This window comes from Micromonospora sp. DT4, assembly GCF_049841675.1.
In the GTDB taxonomy this organism is placed as follows: Bacteria; Actinomycetota; Actinomycetes; order Mycobacteriales; family Micromonosporaceae; genus Micromonospora.
This window is the reverse complement of record NZ_JBNCKT010000063.1, coordinates 15228-33724: the sequence shown is the minus strand read 5'-3', so window position 1 is coordinate 33724 and position 18497 is coordinate 15228. Positions and strand designations below refer to the sequence as shown.

Genomic DNA, 18497 nt, shown 5'->3' with positions numbered 1-18497 from the left:
AAGTGCGCGAACGCCCGCTGGTGACACTCCCAGAACGCGGCCAGGTCCTGGCTGGTGGTGAAGCAGCAGAACGGATCCCGCGAGTACGACAACACCATGTGGAACGAGTACACCTTCGCGATCCCGACGTGGGCGAGGATGCCGCCCTCGTCGCCCCAGTCCACCTGCGCCTGCGCACCCGGGACGACCTCGAACCGGCGGTGCAGCCCGGCCAGCTGATCCGGACTGATCCCCAACTCTGCGGCGATCCGCGGCCGGGCCTGCTGCAGATACAACTTCACCCGCTGATAGTTACCGGTGAACCCGTACTGCTCGACCAGACGTTCATGGATCACCGTGCCCTTGAGCAGCAACTCCGCCCGCAACCACGCATCGACAACGTGCGCGAACACATCGATCAACTGCCCGCGAGCCGGCCGCGCCGCAACCGGCGGCACCACCTCGCCGCCACCAGCAGCCAGATACTTCTTCACCGTCCGCCAGTTCAGGCCCGTCTCACGAGCGATCTCCGAGACACTCGCACCAGCCTCGTGCAACGCCCGGAACCGGCGCACATCCAGCCACCGCTGCTCATCCAACGCCCCCACCGCCAGCCGCCCCACACCGGTCCGATCACGACCCGAGCAGCCTCACCCTCAGTCACCCGACGGCGACGGACAAACAGTGCGCACCTCTGCAAGATCAGCTGTACCTAGCTCTGCACTCCAGGCCGTACCCCGACAGCAGTAAGCTCGCCGCCACCACGGCGGCGATGGACGCCATCACGGCCGTGACCGACCGCTTCGCCGGCCAGGTCGACCTCGTGCGCATCCGGTTCCCCAACGAGGACCTGCCGCTGGGCGGATGCGACGCGGGAAAACTGATCTACGTCTTCGTCGACGGGCAGGTCGCCGTGTGCCCCTACCTGGTCTTCGCCGCTCGCACGCCCGCCTCCGTGCATCGCGATACCGAGTTCCTCACCGGCAACATCCTCGATAGTGAGGTTGTTACCGGCCTCGACGTCTACGACTTCCACGGCCGCTACCGGCCCGGCGCCAACCCGACCTGCGGCTCCTGCGCGCTGGCCGGACAGTGCGGCAAGGGCTGCCCTGCCGCGGTCATCGCCACCGGTGGCCGCATCGGCGATGTCGATACCGAGCAGTGCCCCGTCACCGACCCATCCGGCCGTCGACTGCTCCCGTTGTCCCTGGCCAAGGGGTGAGCAGCCTGTTCATCGCCGTGGAGGGCCCCAACGGAGTCGGCAAGAGCACCGTCGCCCGTCGCCTGGCCGACCGCCTCGCCGAACTCGGACCGGCAGGGGTCCACTTGACCGGCGAGCCCACCCGCACGCCCCTGGGCCAGCTCCTGCGCCGCCAGGAATCCTTCCTGCACGGCAAGGCACTGGCCCTCGCTCTGGCCGCCGACCGCGCCGCGCACATCGAAACGGAGATCATCCCCCGGCTCGACGACGGACTGCATGTCGTCTCCGACCGGTACGTCGCCTCCTCGCTGGTGCTGCAACGCATCGACGGCCTCGACCTCGGCGAGATCTGGTCCTACAACCGCTACGTCCTGCCCGCCACCGTCATCTACCTCGAAGACCACCCAGAGGTCATCCGCACCCGACTGACAGCTAGACCACACTTGACCAGGCTGGAACTGGCCGGCTCGCCCGAGAAAGAACTCGCCCTCTACCGCGACGCCGCCACCCACCTGCACCGGCAGCAGTGGCGCCAACACGTCGTCGCCTGCCACGGCCTCAACCCCGAACAGGTCGTGGACACTATTCTCGCCCTGCTACCCGCCGACGGCCCCTGACCAGCGAGGCTCACCGTGCTGTCCATTCTGACGATCAACGTGCAGGCCGCCGCGCTCGCCCGCGCGCAGAAGCTCCTGACCTGGCTGCTGCAACGCGACGACCACGTGATCATCCTGACCGAAACCAGCAACGGACCCGGCACCCGGCACCTGCTCACCGGCCTGCGGGCAGCCGGGATGTCCATCGCCCACAAGCCATCGACTGACGGCGACCGCGGCTGCGCCATCGCCAGCCGCACCCCCACCCGCCCAGCCCCGCACCTCACCGCGGGCATCAGCCTGCCTGGCCGGGCCCCCGCCGTCATCCTCGGCACCGACCCCGCCGTCACGATCCTCGGCCTCTACGTCCCCTCCAGCGACCGGGCACCGGCCAAGCTCGCCAAGAAGCGGACCTTCCTCACCACCGTCACCGACACCCTGGCCCGACTACCCACCGCCGACCGCGCCCATCTGGTGGTCGGCGGCGACTACAACGTCATCAGCCGCGACCACCAACCCCGCTACCCCGGCTTCCGACCCTTCGAGTACGACTTCCTCGACGCCCTCGCCACACTCGGGCTCTGCGACGTCCACCGGACTCTGCACCCCGACGTGCAGACACACAGCTGGATCGGCCGGGCCGGAAACGGATATCGCTTCGACTACCTCCATGCCGGCCCTGGGCTACTGCCTCACCTGGCAGCCGCCGCCTACCTGAACCAACCTCGCCTTGAGGGTCTCACCGACCACTTGGCGCATAGCGCCGACATCGACGCACCGGCCGCCGGTGGACGGGGTGCCGGTACGAGCAACGTCGTGGCTTGCTTGCCGTCCCGTACGTACTCCTAGACGAGCGGCAGAATAGGCGCGTGACCCTCTGGACGATCGCCACGGCGGCCGACGAAGCTCGCCGCCAAGCGGCGGTCGCCGTCCTGCCCATCGGCAGCTTCGAACAACACGGCTCGCATCTACCGCTCGCCACCGACACGATCGTGGCCAGCGCCATCGCCACCGCGCTCGCGGAACTCTACGACCTGTTCCTGCTTCCGCCACTTACTCTGTCCTGCTCCCACGAGCACGCCGCGTGGCGAGGAACTGTCAGTCTCAGCTCGACCACCCTCACCGCCATCATCAACGACGTCGTGGCGTCCCTCCATGGGCAAGGCATCTACCATCTCGTTCTCGTCAACGGGCACGGCGGCAACTATGTGTTGTCCAACATCGTCCAAGAGGCCAACACTGACCGGCCACGCCTCGCGCTCTTCCCAGGTCGACAGGACTGGGACCAAGCACGCCGCGACGCCAGCCTAGACAGCACCACCCACGACGACATGCACGCCGGGGAGATCGAGACGTCGATCCTTCTCCACGCCGCGCCGGATGCCGTCAGCCCGGACTTCGGAACCGCCGATCACCTCACCGAACGGCCACATCTCCTGACGCTCGGCTTGGCTGCCTACACGAGCACCGGAGTAGTCGGGCAACCATCGTTGGCCACTGACGCCAAGGGGCAGGCGGTGCTGGCCAGCCTTGCCCGCAGCTTCGCGGACACCCTCACCACGCTTACCCGTCAATAGGCCAACACTCGCGCCACGCGACACGATCCTCCTGGTGGCACTCAGCGCTCACCGCGCGCCGGCCGAAACTCGAAGGAGCCCACATTGCGCAGCCGCGAAGTCGTCCCCGGCCGCACCATCGTTGCGGTATTCGACCACGGAGAAGACTTCTACGACGCCCTCGACCGCACCTGCCGCGCCCACGACATCCGCCAGGGCTATATCCCCACCTTCATCGCCGGCCTCGCGGCCGCGGACATCGTCGGCACCTGCGAACGCCTCGACAACCCCGACGCGCCGGTCTGGTCCAAAGTCCATGTGACCAACATCGAGGCCCTCGGTGGCGGCACCCTCGCCTACGATCCTGACACCGACACCATCCAGCCGCACATCCACCTCACCGTGGGCTTGAAAGCGCACAGCGCCATCGCCCACACGAGCCACCTGCTCGCCGCGACTGTCCAGTTCCTCACCGAGATGATCATCGTGGAGATCCTTGAGCCACCGATGAGCCGCGTTCGCCAAACCGACCTCTACGACGTGCCACTCCTGCAGTTCCCCTGAAGCCAGTCGAGCGCGGCGGCCCAGGTCTCCAGCCGTCACAGCCGGGGCGGCAACATCCGTGGACTCGACCACCTCAGAACGGGGCCGACGTCCTCACGGCCGCGCTCGTCAGATTCCAGATCAACGTGTCGTAGGTGTCCACAACCCGCCGTACTGGCACACCGAGTGAGCGAATCATCGCGTCGAGTCCGTGCTGCACCTGTTCACCCGAGTGCCGGCAGCTGACCACCCGTTCCACCTCGACGAACGTGCCGAGCTCGTCGACGACGTCCACGCAGACCGTCGCGCCGTCCCAATCGCCAGTTCGGCGGTGCTTGACGATTCGTACGGTTGGCGCCCAACCCATCGTCGCCAGAGCAGCGTGCATCGCGTGACGGTCGAGGATCACGCATTCGTGCTCCAGGCACGCCATCTCATTGTCGATCGGCTTCTTCACGGTGAACAGATGGCGCCCCTCCTGCGTGCGAAGACGCGCGAACGGCACGCCGACCTTCGACATTCCGTACGACCAGCCGGCTGGTGCGTACGCCTGGTCGTCCTGGACCGACGGCTCCGTCAACACGACCTGCCGCCGGGCGAGCGCCGTGATCAACCCCTGCAGGTCGTCGACGCGGTACTTGGCTTCAATCTCGTGATCATTGTTGGCCGGCTCGTGGGTCACGAACAGGGAGCATACGAGCATCGGAGGTCACGCGAGTCCGGACGACCGCGAGGCCAATGTCGGAACTTTGTCGGAAGAGTGTGGGATGAAGCCGCTGAGTAGCTGACGCATCACAGACCTGCACTACAGTGCTCCCACGCCAACCTGCCTCGCCTCGCGCGAGCGTTCGTACCCATCGGGAGCTGCTGATGTCGAGCGTGCCACCACAAGACGTGGCCAAGGCATGGATCGCTCTTGGTCAAATGCTGGCCCGCAGCCGCAAAGCCGCTGGTTACACGCAGGAGGCGTACGCCCCGCGGGTGAGCTATGGACGGAGCACGATCGCGAACGTGGAGACCGGCCGGCAGCGCGTGGGCCGCGATTTCTGGGCCCGAAGCGACGAGGTGTTGGGCACCGGCGGCAGACTGGTCCGGGAATACGATCGCATCCGGCTCGCCAGCAGCCGGCACGTGCTGAGCGGCACGGCCGCCCCTACGGCGTGCCACGTGGCTGCTGAGCCCTCGTCCTCCACCGCTGCGGAGGCGCTCGCCCGCACGTCGGGAACGGACTACCTGATGGGCGAGTGGAACAGCTTTTCCACACTCACCAGCATGCTGGCCCAGCAGCGCCAGGCCGTGTCACCCGACGCGCTACTGGGTCTGATCGAGGCCCACCGTGACTGCCTGTCGACGCTGTATCGCAAAGCGGGTCGTGCTCCCATCCGCGCTGATATCGGAGCGATGCTCGCCGAAGCCTCGATCGTCGCCAGCAGGCTGTGGAGCGCGCAGGGCAACCGTGCCCTCGCGCTCGCTCACTGTGCCTACGCCCGCCAGCTCGGCGACAGGCTTGGCAGCCGCAGGATCAGCGCAACGGCACGCATCTTCGAGAGCAACCTCCACTCCGAAGCCGCCACACTGATCGACGCAGACGGTGACATCATGATCGGCCTGCGGCTACTCGATGAGGCCGCCCGCGCGTCCACCGATCTCAGTCCACCCGCACGGGCGCGAGTAGCTGCCGAGCAGGCCCAAGCCTTCGCGGCCCTGCGACTTCCCCGCGAGGCCGCGGCGGCCCTGAAGCGGGCAGAAGAAGCGGTCAACGACTTGTCGCCCGTTGACTGTGTCGGCCTCTACAGCGACTGGAGCAGCGCTCGCCTCCACGTCTACGCGGGCACGTGCCATCTCCTTCTCGGTCAGCCCCACCAGGCGGTGACCGTGCTGGAAAGTGCGGTACAGATGCTGCAACACGACCACGCCAACGCCAACGTCGCGTTGGCGGCAGCCGTAGACCTCGCCAGCGCCTACGCCGACGCCGGCGAACTCGAACAATCCTGCACCCTGCTTGGCGCCACCTACGACCAGCTGAAAGCAGGTGGGAACCATCGAGGCATCGCTCGAGCCCAACGAGCTCGACAACGGTTGGACCGATGGCGCGATGAGCCGCTTGTCCTCGAACTCGAGGAGCAGATGGCCGCCTAACGAGCAGCCGGCGTCCCGCCCGCACTCAACAGCGAACTGACGGCGGCCACCACCGTCGTCGGGTCGAGGCTGTCGAGTACCACGTCAGGTTCGTAGGATGCCAGCTCTCGACGCCCAAGCCGGTGAGCGACAACAGCAACGCGAAAGTCGGCGTGACGTGCGCAAGCGATATCGTTGGGCGCATCCCCGATGACGATCGCTCGAGCGGAATCGAGCGGATCACCGTAGATCGCGGAGTAGCGCTGAGCTACGACTGCCGGAAGCTGGAAGCGATCTCGCGCGTCCGACCCGAACCCGCCGATGCGAAGATCAAGAAAATCGTCCAAGCCCGCCACGTCGAGCTTCACCTCGGCGGCCGAACGCAGGTTGCCGGTCAGCACAGTCTGGATGAAGCCACGATCGTGCAGCTTCGCGATGCTCGCCGCAGCACCTGAATAGGGCGGCTGGACCTCAGCCAACTCCTGCCGACCCTCCTGCATGACCGCGGCGATGGCCTGACGGAAGGCGGGTATGCCCGCCTCCGCGTCTGCCGGGTCCACGCCCGAAGCGATCGCCGTGTCGATGGCGATCGACTCGTCCGTATACCCATGCACCTTCTTGTCAGGGAAGACAACCTCGGACTGCGCGATGCCGTACGCACGAGCGATCGCGCGCGTCAGCCAGCGCAAGTCCGCAGGGATGAGCGTCCCGTCAACGTCCCAGATGACCAAGCCGGCGCTGCTGTGGTTCATAGAAGCATCGTCGCACGCGTACGGGCAGCTAACCCTGTCGAGCATCGCCGGGGTCGCGGCCGGACCGAGACGGCCGGGCGCGGACGCGGTCGCGGCAGCGGGTGTCGGTGGATTGTCATAGTCCGATGACATGCCTGTCCGACAACACCCGACGTCGGCGACTGTAAGTGAGCCTTCCCCGAAAGGCCGGGGCGGATCGTCCTCGCAGTCTTGGGAGATAGCTGTCCGGACGGCACCTTTGCTGCCCTACATGGTGATCATCGCGCTGGCCGCAGCTGCTGTCGATTTGCTGGGCCGCCGTGGACATGCAGCGCGTCCGGTCGCGGGGGTGGCTGTTCGCTTCCGATCCCCTGCGACTGTTGGAAGGAATGTCTGCCATGTTCTTCGATGTCGTCGTCGTCGGCGCCGGCCCGGGTGGTCTGGCTTGTGCCCACGAGGTCGTGCGCCAGGCCCAGGACCTACGGGTGCTGCTGTTGGAGGCCGGGCGGGGGATGCGGAATCGGCCGTGCCCGGTCGACCGAGGTCTGCGTTGCACGGGGTGCGCCGGGATCTGCAATGTGATCAGTGGCTTTGGCGGCTGTGTGCACTACGGAGACGGGGTGAAGTTGAGCTTGCTGCCATCCGGCCGCCGCCTGATCGATCACTTCGGTGAGGACCGCGCCGACGAACTGTGCGAGCGCGCTTTCCAGTTCCTGACCGCTCCACTGCCAGAGCCACCCATTCTGAGTGGCACGAGGCTTGGCGCGCCAGTCATCAAGGCGTTTGCCGGGAACGGCCTGGCCATCCGGGAGTACCCGGTCGCGGTCTTGGGGGAGACGCAGGTCCGGGACATGCTCACGGCGCTGCACGGCTTCCGCAACGACGCTCTGGCCGTCTGGGAGAAGTCGGAACTTGTCACCGTCGCCCTGAAGGGGGACCGCCTGACGCTGGCGGTAGCGACCCACGCTGGCCTCGTCACCGTCGAGACGGCACGTCTGGTGCTGGCCACGGGCCGGCACGGGGTGACCAGCACTCACAACCTCCTGACGACGTTCGGGGTGCAGACGATCGCGCCGGACATGTCGCTCGGCGTGCGTCTCGAGACGAGGGCCGAGGTGCTGGCCGCGATCGGCGTTGAGCACCCCGATCTGAAGATCACCCAGTTAGAGCGGGTGGACCGTAAGACGAAGACGTTCTGTTTCTGCGGCGGCCCGAACGGTGGTCGGATCAAGTTCACCAACTACCAGCGCTCCTTCGGGCGGGAGGTGATCACTCTCGACGGGCACGAAACCAGTGAACGCCTTCCCGGGGGGCGTTCACTGGCAGCCAACTTCGGCCTGTTGTGCCAGCTCGCCAGACCCGGCACCAGCACCGAAGTCCGGGCCGAGATCCTGTCCGATTACTGGCGGCTCAGCGGAGGCCGGCCGGTGGCGCAGAGTCTGCGCGCGTTCATTAACAAGACGGCCGAGCCGCGTAGTTGGCCGGAGTTGGCTGCGGCAGTGACGTTCGAGCCGTCCGTCAAGGACTTGACTACCGCCCGGCTTGACAGCTTGTTCACCGGCGCCGAGCACGTCAGCCTTATCGAGAGCCTCCGCCGGGTCATGGGCTCGATTCTGGACCACGCCGACGCCGGCTTGTCCGTGGATGACCTTGTCGACGATGTTCTCGTGATCGGGCCTGAGGTCGAGTTCTTGTGGGACCGGGTCCCGGTCGACGAGGACTGCAAGGTGCGGGGCCTGCCGATCTACGTGGTCGGCGACGCCGCTGGGATCGCCCAGGGCATCGTGCAGGCTGCCATGATGGGCGTTGCTGCCGGCGACGCCATCGCGTCCGGTATGCCGGCATGACCGCCGTCACGACTCGTCGCCCGGTCGCGGACCGGTTCGGGCCGCTCTACCCGGAGTCGGCGATGACGTTGCCGGTCATTCCCAGCCTTCCCATGCCGAGATTCGCCGCGCCGCCACCGGACGTGCGCAACCTCAGCCCGCATTACCGCGACCATTACGGCGCCAACATCCTGCGCGAATATCCCGCCGGACGATCCGGGGACCGGCTCGCGGTCATCGACAAGGCATTCCCGCACAGCGTCTACGACATGATGCTGCTTGCCACAGTCGGCGACGACAGAGTAATCGCGTCGTCGGTCAGCGATGTCCCCGAGGCCATGCTGACGGCGCTGCTCAAGTTCTGTAGGCAGTTCGTCGGCTACGTCGACGCCGCCTCGACTCGGCGCCGGTTCGACCTCGACGGGGCGCAGCTCATGATCGGCACGAACCACGACCCGTACACGGTCGACCGCGACAACGGGCAGTGGTGGGACAAGCGGATGCACTGGCACCTCAACTGCTGGCCCGCCGCCGCCTACCGCGACGCCTCGATCGTGCCGCTGGGCGAGGTAGACGACCTCAACCGACGACGGGCGCTGGTGGACCCCATCGCGCACTTGGCCGCCCAGCTCATGCGTGACGCCCCCCGTATGCAGCCGCTGCCCGCCGGCTGCCATCTGGCGGGTGACGCAGATCTGTCCGCTGCTGGTGGCCCAGTCGGATTCAAGATCGCTCTTCCGGACTGGGACTTCCTCCTCGATACCGCCTGCGCGCGCCTCCTCGTCCAACTTCATCAGGTGGCCGCCGGCGCTTACGCACAGCTACGGGAGTGCTTCACCGGCAGCCCGGCGGCGTTGCCTCCGTGGACTCGGCCGGGACTGCTGCCGCCCGGCCAGGTTGCGGCGAACCTGAACAACCTCACCTGGCTATCCGAACCAGGCCGGCAAGGTCTCCTCAGGCTGAGGGCGTTACTCCGGGACATCACCGCCCACGAGATGGCCCTGTTGCGAACCAAGATGGATCTCGCGAACCGGTGCCTGACCTTGGCAGGCTTGGACTACCACCTCGGATTCTGGTCCCCAGCGCGGCTCGGCAGCTCGGGTGAATGTCCGCCGGTCTACCTCGTGATGCAGTTCAAGCTGCTCAGCGCCATCGGCAGCAGCCCGGCGATCGGCGGCAGCGTCGCCTCGATTCTCGACCGCTTCCGCGGCCCGATCATGTCGGCACAGCAGACCCGCCTGCGTCGACAGTTCCAGGACGGCTTCCTCGCGGACCTGGAGCATGGCGCACCGGAGGCAGCAGCGTGAATCTCCACCCTCCCGACGTGACCGTAGCGCCCAGCATCACTCCGGAGGTCCTCGCCTTCTACGCCCACGGGGCCGAGCAGGGACGCCTCAACGACCCGCGCCGCCACATCGAGTACCTGCGCACCCGCGACATCCTGGCCCGCCACCTTCCCCCAGCCGGAACGGTTGCCGACGTCGGCGGAGGACCCGGCGCGTACGCGTTTCAGCTGGCCGGGGACGGCTACCGCGTCCACCTCGTGGACCCTGTCCCGCTGCACCTGGAGCAAGCCGCCACCACGTCCGCCCGCGCCGAGTCGCCGCTGGCCTCGATCTCGCGCGGGGACGCGCGCCAGGTGCCGCTCGACTCCGCCAGCTGCGACGCCGTTCTTCTGCTCGGCCCGCTGTATCACCTCACCAACGCCGCTGACCGTGGCCGTGCCTGGGGCGAGGCGTACCGCGTACTCGTCCCAGGTGGTGTGGTCGCCGCCGCAGCGACGTCCCGCTACTACACCACCTGGGAGTACCTCGCCAAGAACCTCTACGACGACCCGGCGGTGGAGGCGATCCTGGCTCGGCATCTTCGCGACGGCCAACACCGCAACCCGACCGGTGATCGACGGCTGTTCACCACCGGCTACTTCCACAACCCGAATGACCTCGCGGCAGAAGCCACCACCGCGGGCCTACTCCCACACGCCCTGCTCGCGGTCGAAGGCGCCGCCAAACTGCTGCCCGACCTCGCCGACCGCCTCCGCGACCCACACCGCCGCAACCTCCTCCTGCGGGCGATCCGCCGGGTCGAGGCAGAACCCTCCCTCCTCGGCATGTCCGAACACGTCCTGCTCATCGCCCACAAGCCCACACCCGACAGCACCGCTGCGAAGGAGACGAGATGACCACCACCGTTCGGCTCGCCGGCTGTGACCTCCCCACCGCGTACGGACACTTCCAACTGCATGCCTTCGGCCCCGAGACCGGCCCTGAGGAGGTCCTCGCCGCCGTCCACCGCCCTCAGCCCGCCGCCCAACAGACTCCGCTGGTACGCATTCACAGCGCCTGCGCCACGGGTGACCTGCTCGGATCGCTCAAATGTGACTGCGGCCCCCAACTGGCCACGTCACTGCGCATGATCGGCGCATCCGACTACGGGATCCTGCTCTACATGCTGTGCCACGAAGGCCGCGGCATCGGGCTTGCTACCAAGATCCGCGCTTACACCTTCATGGACCAGGGCTACGACACCGTTGCTGCAAACGCCGCCGTTGGCGCACCCACCGATGCCCGCGACTACCGACCCGCCGCAAGCGCTCTGGCCTGGCTCGGCGTCGCTTCAGCCCGACTCGCCACCAACAATCCTCACAAGATCGACGCCCTCCGTACCGCCGGGATCACCGTTGACCGTGTCCCACTCTCCGGTTTCGTCACCCCCGATAACCGGGACTATCTCGGGCAGAAAGACACCCTGCTCGGACATCTGAACAGCAGCGGAGCCGCCGCTTCTTGACCCGAATGTCCAGTCCGACACGACCCGCGCCCGCCTCCGGTCGGTATCATTCCGGCGGGCAGCAGGCGGGCCACGGCCTTCAGGCCGGCTGTTCACCGCAGCAAAATGGTGGCGCGCCGAAGGCGCTGGTCAGCGGCACTGCTGACGTCTCAATCCGGATCACCACGCGTCGGTATCGTTCATGGCGAGAGGAAACGCTCAATGAAGGTCTGTGTTGTCGGCACCGGATACGTCGGTCTCACCACCAGCGTCAGCCTGGCCTTCCTGGGCCACGACACCACCTGCATCGACCTCGACAAGCAGAAGATCGACACCCTCCGCGGCGGTCACTGCCCGATCTACGAGCCGCATCTGGAAGCGCTTCTCGAGCAGGCCTCTTCCCACCTGACCTTCACCACCGACTACGCCGTCGGCGTACCCGACGCCGACGTCGTGTTCATCGCCGTGCAGACTCCGCAACTCGACAACGGCAACCCCGACCTGCAGTACCTGCGATCCGCCGCCGAGAGCGTCGCCCAGCACCTGCGTGGCGACTTCACCGTCGTGGTGAACAAGAGCACCGTTCCGATCGGCTCCGGCAACTGGGTCGACGCGATCCTGCGCGAGGCCTACGAACGTCACCACGGTCACCGCCCCGACGGTCGATTCGCCGTCGCCTCGAACCCCGAGTTCCTACGCGAGGGCACCGCGCTCGCTGACACCCTCTACCCGGACCGCATCGTCATCGGCTCCGACAACCAGAAGAGCCTGGACGTCCTCAACCAGCTCTACCGACCCATCCTCAACCAGTCCTTCACCCCGCCCACCGTGCTGCCCCGCCCTGCCGGCATGAGCGCCGTGCCGCTGGTCTCCACCGACCTGGCCTCGGCCGAGCTGATCAAGTACGCGGCCAACGCCTTCCTCGCCCTCAAGATCAGCTATATCAACGAGATCGCCGCGATCGCTGGCAAGGTCGGCGCCGACGTCCGCGAAGTCGCCCGCGGCACCGGCCTCGACGCCCGCATCGGCCCCCGCTTCCTGAACCCCGGCATCGGCTGGGGCGGATCCTGCTTCGGCAAAGACACCGCAGCGCTCATCGCCACCGCCAGCGAGTACCACCTCGCCATGCCGATCGTCACCGCCGCCCGCGACGTCAACCACCGTCAGCGCACCAAGGTCGTCGACCGGCTCCTCGACGAACTCCACATCATCAAGGGTCGCAAGATCGGCATTCTCGGCCTCGCGTTCAAGCCGGACACCGACGACCTGCGTGACTCACCCGCCATCGACATCGCGAATCTGCTCCTCGAACGCGGTGCCCGGATCACCCTGCACGACCCCGTCGCCGCCGATCGCTTCCGCCGCGAACAGCCCACCCTGGCCGAGCACCTCGCCGATCGCGTCGAAGACGTGTTCGACGACGCCGACGCCATCGTGGTCGCCACCGAGTGGTCGCACTACCGCGATCTCGACTGGGCCAAGTTCGCCCCCACCATGCGCTCACCGCTCGTCCTCGACGGGCGACACTGCCTCGACGCCGACAGGCTCACCGAAATCGGCTACCGATACCTGACCATGACCGCACCCGCCATCCCCCCGCGCTCCCAGACCTGATTGTCCTGGCCTATTGGCAAAGTTGACGGCGTACGACTCTGCCGGCGGTCTGCCTGTCGCGGTCGGGCAACCGCCGGCCTCAGCATGAGCGGCGATGAATAACGTGACGGCCACTGGGCCGTCATCGCTTCATGTCAATGCGGTCATCGCCCGCGCGATGCGAGGGCCGACAAGCCGCTCAGCCACGGAGAGGGGATACCACGTCGCACCTCCCACCTCCGATTCTTGGATACGCCCCACGTCCGCCTGCGCCGTCAAGAACGAGTAGCCGAAGTCGAGATGGAAGTGTTCCGGCTCGTCCTTCGCCGGCCGCGCCGGAACTCTGCCGTACTCGACGTAGACCGGCATCTGCGATGCTGGGACGAGTTCGCTGGGATCAACACCGGTTTCCTCTACCAGCTCACGCACCGCCGCGCTGATCAACGTGGAGTCGGTCGGCTCCAGGTGTCCTCCCGGCTGGAGGAGGATCCCGTAGGCGAGGTGATCAACAAGCAGCACCTCGGTGCCGCCGCGGACCAGGAGAGCGCCAACCGTCACATGCATCGGGAAGGTTCGGCGCGAGGCGAATCCCTCTCCCTCAGCCAGCAGCTTCACCGGCTCAGACAGCGCCACGGCCTCGTCCGGATAGCACTCAAGGTAGGCCAAGAGAACCCTAGAGATGTCCGAGCTACTGATCGCCACGACCTGCCTCCGCTTCAACGCGTTGAGGGCACTGACCGATCAGGGGCGCGGTTGCCCGGGTCGACCATCGGTAGGTGCGGTGCTCCCGGTGGAGGGCGATCAATGACACCTCGCTGACCGTCGCTGTCACGGCGGGCAGGTCCCGCAACTCGGCCAGCCTGGCGCGGATGGGGGCGGTGGGGGCAGGTGCCCCGCTGTAGGCGATCGTGACGTGGGGCCGGAACCCGTCAGCTGGTTCGGGGACGGTCGGCCACACGGCGGCGATCGCGGCCCGGATCGCGGCGCGAACCCGTTCGACGGAGCTCCAGGGTCGGACGAGCAGACCGATTCCTTCGGCGTCGGGGTCGACTGGGCCGAGGGACAGGTCCAGCGGCGGCAGGCCGGCGCACCGTTGCCGGGCTTCGGTGACGATCGCTTCGATGTCGCCGTCGGGCACCTCGTCGGTGAAGCCGAGGCCCTGCATGGTCAGGTGCAGGCCGTCGATCGGCACCAGGTCCAGTCCGGGGAACTGGAGCTGGTGTTGAAGGTCGGTGACGAGGCGGTGGAGGTCGGGCTGTTCCTGGAAGGTGAGGTGCCAGGTGTAGAAGTCGCGGCCGGCGCGCCAGCCGGGACGCCAGTACCAGTGCTCGGTGAGTGCGGTCAGGTCCCGGTAGGCGGTCCACCGTTGCCGCAGGCTGGCCAGTTCCCGGCTGCTCATGTCGGCGATCGTAGGCCCGGTGGTGGCGGGCTGCCGGGATGCGTCAATTCGGTGAACAGGTCCGCGACGTCCTGTAGTCGCGGGTGACGGCCGAAGGTGTGGGCGGCGGCGAGGAATTGACGAGTGCGTTGGTAGACCGATTCGAAGCGGTGCTCGGCGGTGAGGCTGAGCGCTTCCAGCGCCAGCCCGGCGGCGTGGTCGAGGTCGCCCGCCCGCGCGTGGGCCGTGGCCAGATCAAGGCGGCTGAGCGCCTGCGGACCGCGCAGCTGCGCCGCGTCGAACGCCGCGACGGCGGCGGTGAGGTGGTCGATGACGCCGGTGGCGTCGCCGAGGACCAGGTGGGCCGTCGCCGCGTTGGCGGCGGCCCGGGTCGGGCAGTACGGGCCGAGGGTGAGGCTGGTGCTGACCTGCCCGTCCGCCGGGTGTTCGAGCAGCAGGGCGAACGCACGGTCCACGGCCTGGTGGACACCCCGGCGGTCGCCGAGGTGGGCGAGCGCCCGGGCCTGCCCGTTGATCGTGAGGCGAAGGCGATGCGGGCCGGCGCCAGCGTGGCGTAGACCGTCTTCGGCGAATGCGAGCGCGTCGCGGTGCATGCCGGTGTAGTAGGCGACCAAGCTTTGGGTGGCGCGGGCCCAGGCCTGCGTGTCGGGTTGCCCAGCGGCGTGGGCAAGGTCGAAAGCTTCGGCGGCGTAGGCGCGCGCGACCGGGAAGGCGCGCAGGTCCAGGGCGAGGGTGGCGAGGAGCCCGGACAGGTGGGCGGCGGCGGTGTACAGCCGGGCGCGTTGCGGTGGGTGCTGCCGGGCCGCCATCAGCTGGTCGACGCTGACCCGCAGCGGACGCAGCCGGGACACGAGCGTGGCCGGCGGGAGTCGTTCGTTGTCGCTGATCGCCTGCCGCACCTCGTGCTCCAGGTGCGCCAGCCGCGCGTCGTTATCGGCCGGCACGGTCAGCGCGGATCGGCGGGCGGTGATGCGCTCCTCGTGCTCCCACCACAAGGCTCCCGCGTCGGTAGCAGTGCCGGGGCCAGCGGGTGGGGGCGCCGGGCGGTGGCGGTGTTGATGGTCCAGGTCGGCGATGCGGTCGTACTCGGCGGTCAGCACGCCACCGGTGCGCAACACCGCGTCGCAGCGAGACCAGAAGGACCGCTCGGGATGTTGGCGGCCGGTCTCGGTGTTCGCCACCGAACTGCGCCCGTACTGCACGAGCCGGGCCAACCCGTGCTGGGTGTGGCCGGCGTCCTTACGCAGGTGGGCGAGGTGGCGACCGAGCGCGCGGCGAGCGGCGGCGATCTCGTCATGGTCGACCATCGCTGCCACCCCCGGTGCCGCAGTCACGATGAGCCGACACCGTAGCTGCTCCCGGTGACACTTTTCTGGACCCGGCGGACTCCCCGCGCGACTGCCCCCCGATGGGTGAATAGCCAGTTCACAGTGCCGGCATCATCGGGGCGGGGCCGTGACGCGGACGTGGTCCGGGTGGTGTCGGAGTTGTGTCGGCATCTGCCGACAATGTCGGCGTACGGCGCTGCGGGCGTGTCGACCGGCCGGCGTCCTACGGTCCCTTCATGCCCTCCGAACGCCGCGACGTCACCGCTGGCTTGCCCCGTAAGCGGATGGCCGCCGGGCTGTTGATCACGGACGCGGACGATCGGGTTCTGCTGGTCGAGCCGGTCTACAAGGCGGGCTGGGAAGTTCCCGGCGGGTGCGTCGAGGCGGACGAGTCGCCATACCAAGCCGCGATCCGGGAGTGCCGGGAGGAACTCGGCCTGGACCTGGCACCGGGTCGGTTGCTCGTTGTGGACTGGGTGCCGGCCCGCACCGAGCGCACCGAGGGCCTCATGGTCATCTACGACGGCGGCACCCTCGACCCCCGCGTGCACGAACGGATCGTGGTGCCGCCCGGCGAGTTGAAGGGCTGGGCCTTCTCCGACCCGCCAGAGGCCGCCCAGCGGCTACCGCCGTTGCTGACCCGCCGGATCACCGAGGCGCTGAACGCCCGTGCGGACGGGTGCAGCTACTACCTCGAAGACGGCGTCCGAGCCACCTGACCGGAGACCCACCGCCCGGAAGGGCGAAGTGTCGGCTGCTCCAGCCGGGACGCCAACGGGACACCTCCGCTCCCGCCGTTCGCATCGAGACACCACCACCGCCCACCGTGCTCACCTTCGGGAGGTACCGCCATGCCGAAAACCGACCACCCCGACCGCACGCCCGCCCGTCCCGCACCACTGCAGCGGGATTCGGTGCTGCCGGAGCTGCGGGAGGTGTGGTGGGAGACCGGCGTGCGGGCGCGAGCGCAAGCCGGCCTGTTCGCCGTCTTCTCCGAACTACCCCGCCTGGTCTGGGCCGCGCTCACGGTGAGTTGGCGCGCCGACCGGGCGCGCACGTCAGTGGTGGCGGCGACCACGGTGGTCGCCGGGGTGATGTCAGCGTTCGGGCTCCTCGCGGCGCAGCGGGTGCTGGTGGAACTCTTCGCCGGCGGCCCGACCGCCGACAAAGTGACCGCCGCGCTACCCGCCCTGGCCGCGCTCGCGGCGGCCACCGCGCTGCGCGCCGGCATGGCCACCGCCATGGGATACGCCCAGAACGGCCTCACCCCGAAGGTCGACCGGGAGGTCGAACGCGGGCTGTTCGAGGTGACCACCGCCGTACGCCTGGAGGCCTTCGACGCCGACGCGTTCGCCGACGACATGGAACGCGCCTCCCGCGGCGCGAACTCCACCACCGCCCTGGTCCAGGCGTCGATGAACCTCCTCGCCGGCCTCGCCGGCGTCATCGCCGTCGCGGTCGCCGTGGTGGTGGTCCACCCGCTGCTGCTGCTCGCCCTGCTGGTGGCGACCGTGCCGAACGGCTGGGCGGCGCTGCGGGCCGGGCACCTGCGCTACCAGACCTACGCCGCCGGATCGGTACGCCGCCGCCGGTTGTGGCTGCTGCACCGGTTGATGGCCGAACGCGACTCCGCCCCCGAACTGCGCTCCTACGGGCTGCGCGAGTTCCTGCTCGACCAGTACGACCGGGTCATGAACGTCGAGACACGGATCCAACTCGCCCTGGCCCGCCGGGTCACCACGACCACCACCGTCGGCGCGATGATCGGCGGGATCGCCACCGCCGTGGTCTACGTCCTGCTCGGCCTACTGCTCATCGACGGTCAGATCCCCCTCGCCGCCGCCGCGACCTGCGTGATCGCCGTGCAGTCCGCCCAACGCTCGCTGGCCGTGGTGACGTTCCAGATCGACCGCGTCTACACCGAAGGGCAGCACTTCCGCGACTACACCGGCTTCATGACCCGCGCCGCCGACTACCTGCCACCGCCCACCGACCGGACCGCCGGTGCGCCGGTCGCGGAGCGGCTGCGGGAGATCGCCGTCGACGCGGTGAGCCTGTGCTACCCCGACCGCGACACCCCCGCCGTCGACCGGGTCACCCTGACCATCTCCGCCGGGCAGACCGTGGCGTTCGTCGGGGAGAACGGCTCCGGCAAGTCCACCCTCGCCACCATGATCGCCACCCTCCGCACCCCCACCAGCGGCACCATCCGCTACAACGGACGGCCCGGCGACGACTGGGGCACCGACGCGCTGCGGGCCCGGATCGGCGTCGTCACGCAGGAGTACCACAAGTGGCCCTTCACCGCTGCCACCAACATCGCCATCGGCGACATCGCCACCACGACGGAGCAGGACCGGATCGAGGCCGCCGCCGCCCGCGCAGTCGCCCACGACATGATCACCGACCTGCCCCACGGCTACGAGACCCTGCTGGACCGCACCTTCGCCGGCGGCCAGGACCTCTCCGGCGGCCAGTGGCAACGCATCACCGCCGCCCGCGGGTTCCTGCGCGACGCCGACGTGCTCATCATGGACGAGCCCTCCTCCGCCCTCGATCCCCGCGCCGAGGACGCCCTGTTCCAGGCCATCCGCGACCGGCAGAGACGCGGCATCACCATCTTGATCACCCACCGGCTCGCCAATGTCCGCCACGCCGACCGCATCTACGTCCTGCACCACGGCCGTCTCGTCGAGGCCGGCACCCACGACCAGCTCATAACCGCCGACGGGCGGTACGCCGAACTGTTCAACCTCCAAGCGGCCGGCTATGGAAGCGGGGTCGACTGCCTGGACGAGGTCGCCGATGCCCGCGCGGAGGGTCGGCTTCCGCACCAGCACCAGCCTGTCTCGCGATGA

General features: G+C 68.3%; 18 protein-coding genes and 1 pseudogene. 13 read left to right on the top strand and 6 right to left on the bottom strand.

What is annotated here, in order from left to right:
- A pseudogene (locus ACLQ24_RS18470) lies at positions 1-587 on the bottom strand (IS21 family transposase); the annotation flags it as partial.
- A gap of 164 nt (positions 588-751) precedes the next feature.
- Here ACLQ24_RS18470 and ACLQ24_RS18465 point away from each other — a divergent pair.
- The 5 genes from ACLQ24_RS18465 (at position 752) to ACLQ24_RS18445 (ending at position 3896) form a co-directional block, all read left to right on the top strand.
- Positions 752-1201 carry a hypothetical protein gene (locus ACLQ24_RS18465; RefSeq protein WP_425892955.1) on the top strand — a complete coding sequence of 150 codons (450 nt, stop codon included), beginning with the start codon at positions 752-754 and terminating at the stop codon, positions 1199-1201.
- Entirely contained in the window at positions 1198-1797 is a 600-nt protein-coding gene (tmk, locus tag ACLQ24_RS18460) for a dTMP kinase (protein WP_365062684.1), read from the top strand. Before ACLQ24_RS18465 ends, tmk begins: the two co-directional genes overlap by 4 nt.
- A 15-nt stretch (positions 1798-1812) precedes the next feature.
- On the top strand, positions 1813-2625 hold the full coding sequence (locus ACLQ24_RS18455; protein ID WP_365062682.1) for an endonuclease/exonuclease/phosphatase family protein: 813 nt from the start codon (positions 1813-1815) through the stop codon (positions 2623-2625).
- Positions 2626-2645: 20 nt separating this feature from the next.
- Complete coding sequence (locus ACLQ24_RS18450; protein WP_425892954.1) at positions 2646-3353, top strand: creatininase family protein; 708 nt, start codon at positions 2646-2648, stop codon at positions 3351-3353.
- A gap of 84 nt (positions 3354-3437) precedes the next feature.
- On the top strand, positions 3438-3896 hold the full coding sequence (locus tag ACLQ24_RS18445; protein WP_365062678.1) for a PPC domain-containing DNA-binding protein: 459 nt from the start codon (positions 3438-3440) through the stop codon (positions 3894-3896).
- A 73-nt stretch (positions 3897-3969) separates the two neighbouring features.
- On the opposite strand, the gene ACLQ24_RS18440 is transcribed toward ACLQ24_RS18445, so the two are convergent.
- Complete coding sequence (locus ACLQ24_RS18440) at positions 3970-4557, bottom strand: class IV adenylate cyclase (protein WP_425892953.1); 588 nt, start codon at positions 4555-4557, stop codon at positions 3970-3972.
- A 188-nt stretch (positions 4558-4745) separates the two neighbouring features.
- Between ACLQ24_RS18440 and ACLQ24_RS18435 the strand changes: the two genes are divergently transcribed.
- Positions 4746-6014, top strand: a complete 1269-nt coding sequence (locus ACLQ24_RS18435; RefSeq protein WP_425892952.1) for a helix-turn-helix domain-containing protein — start codon at positions 4746-4748, stop codon at positions 6012-6014.
- Here ACLQ24_RS18435 and ACLQ24_RS18430 read toward each other — a convergent pair.
- Entirely contained in the window at positions 6011-6745 is a 735-nt protein-coding gene (locus ACLQ24_RS18430; protein ID WP_365062672.1) for an HAD family hydrolase, read from the bottom strand. The genes ACLQ24_RS18435 and ACLQ24_RS18430 overlap by 4 nt on opposite strands.
- Positions 6746-7122: 377 nt before the next feature.
- Here ACLQ24_RS18430 and ACLQ24_RS18425 point away from each other — a divergent pair, with 377 nt between their 5' ends.
- The 5 genes from ACLQ24_RS18425 (at position 7123) to ACLQ24_RS18405 (ending at position 12933) form a co-directional block, all read left to right on the top strand.
- Positions 7123-8571 carry an FAD-dependent oxidoreductase gene (locus ACLQ24_RS18425; protein ID WP_365062670.1) on the top strand — a complete coding sequence of 483 codons (1449 nt, stop codon included), beginning with the start codon at positions 7123-7125 and terminating at the stop codon, positions 8569-8571.
- 62 nt (positions 8572-8633) lie between these two features.
- Entirely contained in the window at positions 8634-9857 is a 1224-nt protein-coding gene (locus tag ACLQ24_RS18420) for a hypothetical protein (protein WP_425892951.1), read from the top strand.
- 17 nt (positions 9858-9874) lie between these two features.
- Complete coding sequence (locus ACLQ24_RS18415) at positions 9875-10732, top strand: class I SAM-dependent methyltransferase (RefSeq protein ID WP_365062665.1); 858 nt, start codon at positions 9875-9877, stop codon at positions 10730-10732.
- Entirely contained in the window at positions 10729-11340 is a 612-nt protein-coding gene (locus ACLQ24_RS18410; RefSeq protein ID WP_365062663.1) for a GTP cyclohydrolase II, read from the top strand. The genes ACLQ24_RS18415 and ACLQ24_RS18410 overlap by 4 nt, the downstream gene beginning before the upstream one ends.
- 201 nt (positions 11341-11541) lie before the next feature.
- Positions 11542-12933 carry a UDP-glucose dehydrogenase family protein gene (locus tag ACLQ24_RS18405; protein ID WP_169596961.1) on the top strand — a complete coding sequence of 464 codons (1392 nt, stop codon included), beginning with the start codon at positions 11542-11544 and terminating at the stop codon, positions 12931-12933.
- 129 nt (positions 12934-13062) lie between these two features.
- On the opposite strand, the gene ACLQ24_RS18400 is transcribed toward ACLQ24_RS18405, so the two are convergent.
- From ACLQ24_RS18400 to ACLQ24_RS18390, 3 genes are read right to left on the bottom strand one after another with little or no spacing between them, the layout of a single operon-like run.
- On the bottom strand, positions 13063-13614 hold the full coding sequence (locus ACLQ24_RS18400) for an NUDIX hydrolase (RefSeq protein ID WP_365062661.1): 552 nt from the start codon (positions 13612-13614) through the stop codon (positions 13063-13065).
- Positions 13601-14311: a 2'-5' RNA ligase family protein gene (locus ACLQ24_RS18395; RefSeq protein WP_425892948.1), complete on the bottom strand. Its 711-nt coding sequence runs from the start codon at positions 14309-14311 to the stop codon at positions 13601-13603. Before ACLQ24_RS18395 ends, ACLQ24_RS18400 begins: the two co-directional genes overlap by 14 nt.
- Entirely contained in the window at positions 14308-15618 is a 1311-nt protein-coding gene (locus ACLQ24_RS18390; RefSeq protein ID WP_425892947.1) for a helix-turn-helix domain-containing protein, read from the bottom strand. The genes ACLQ24_RS18395 and ACLQ24_RS18390 overlap by 4 nt, the downstream gene beginning before the upstream one ends.
- Positions 15619-15875: 257 nt before the next feature.
- Here ACLQ24_RS18390 and ACLQ24_RS18385 point away from each other — a divergent pair, with 257 nt between their 5' ends.
- A complete protein-coding gene (locus ACLQ24_RS18385; protein WP_365062654.1) occupies positions 15876-16358 on the top strand; it encodes an NUDIX hydrolase in 483 nt (160 codons plus the stop codon).
- Positions 16359-16490: 132 nt separating this feature from the next.
- Complete coding sequence (locus ACLQ24_RS18380) at positions 16491-18497, top strand: ABC transporter ATP-binding protein (protein ID WP_425892946.1); 2007 nt, start codon at positions 16491-16493, stop codon at positions 18495-18497.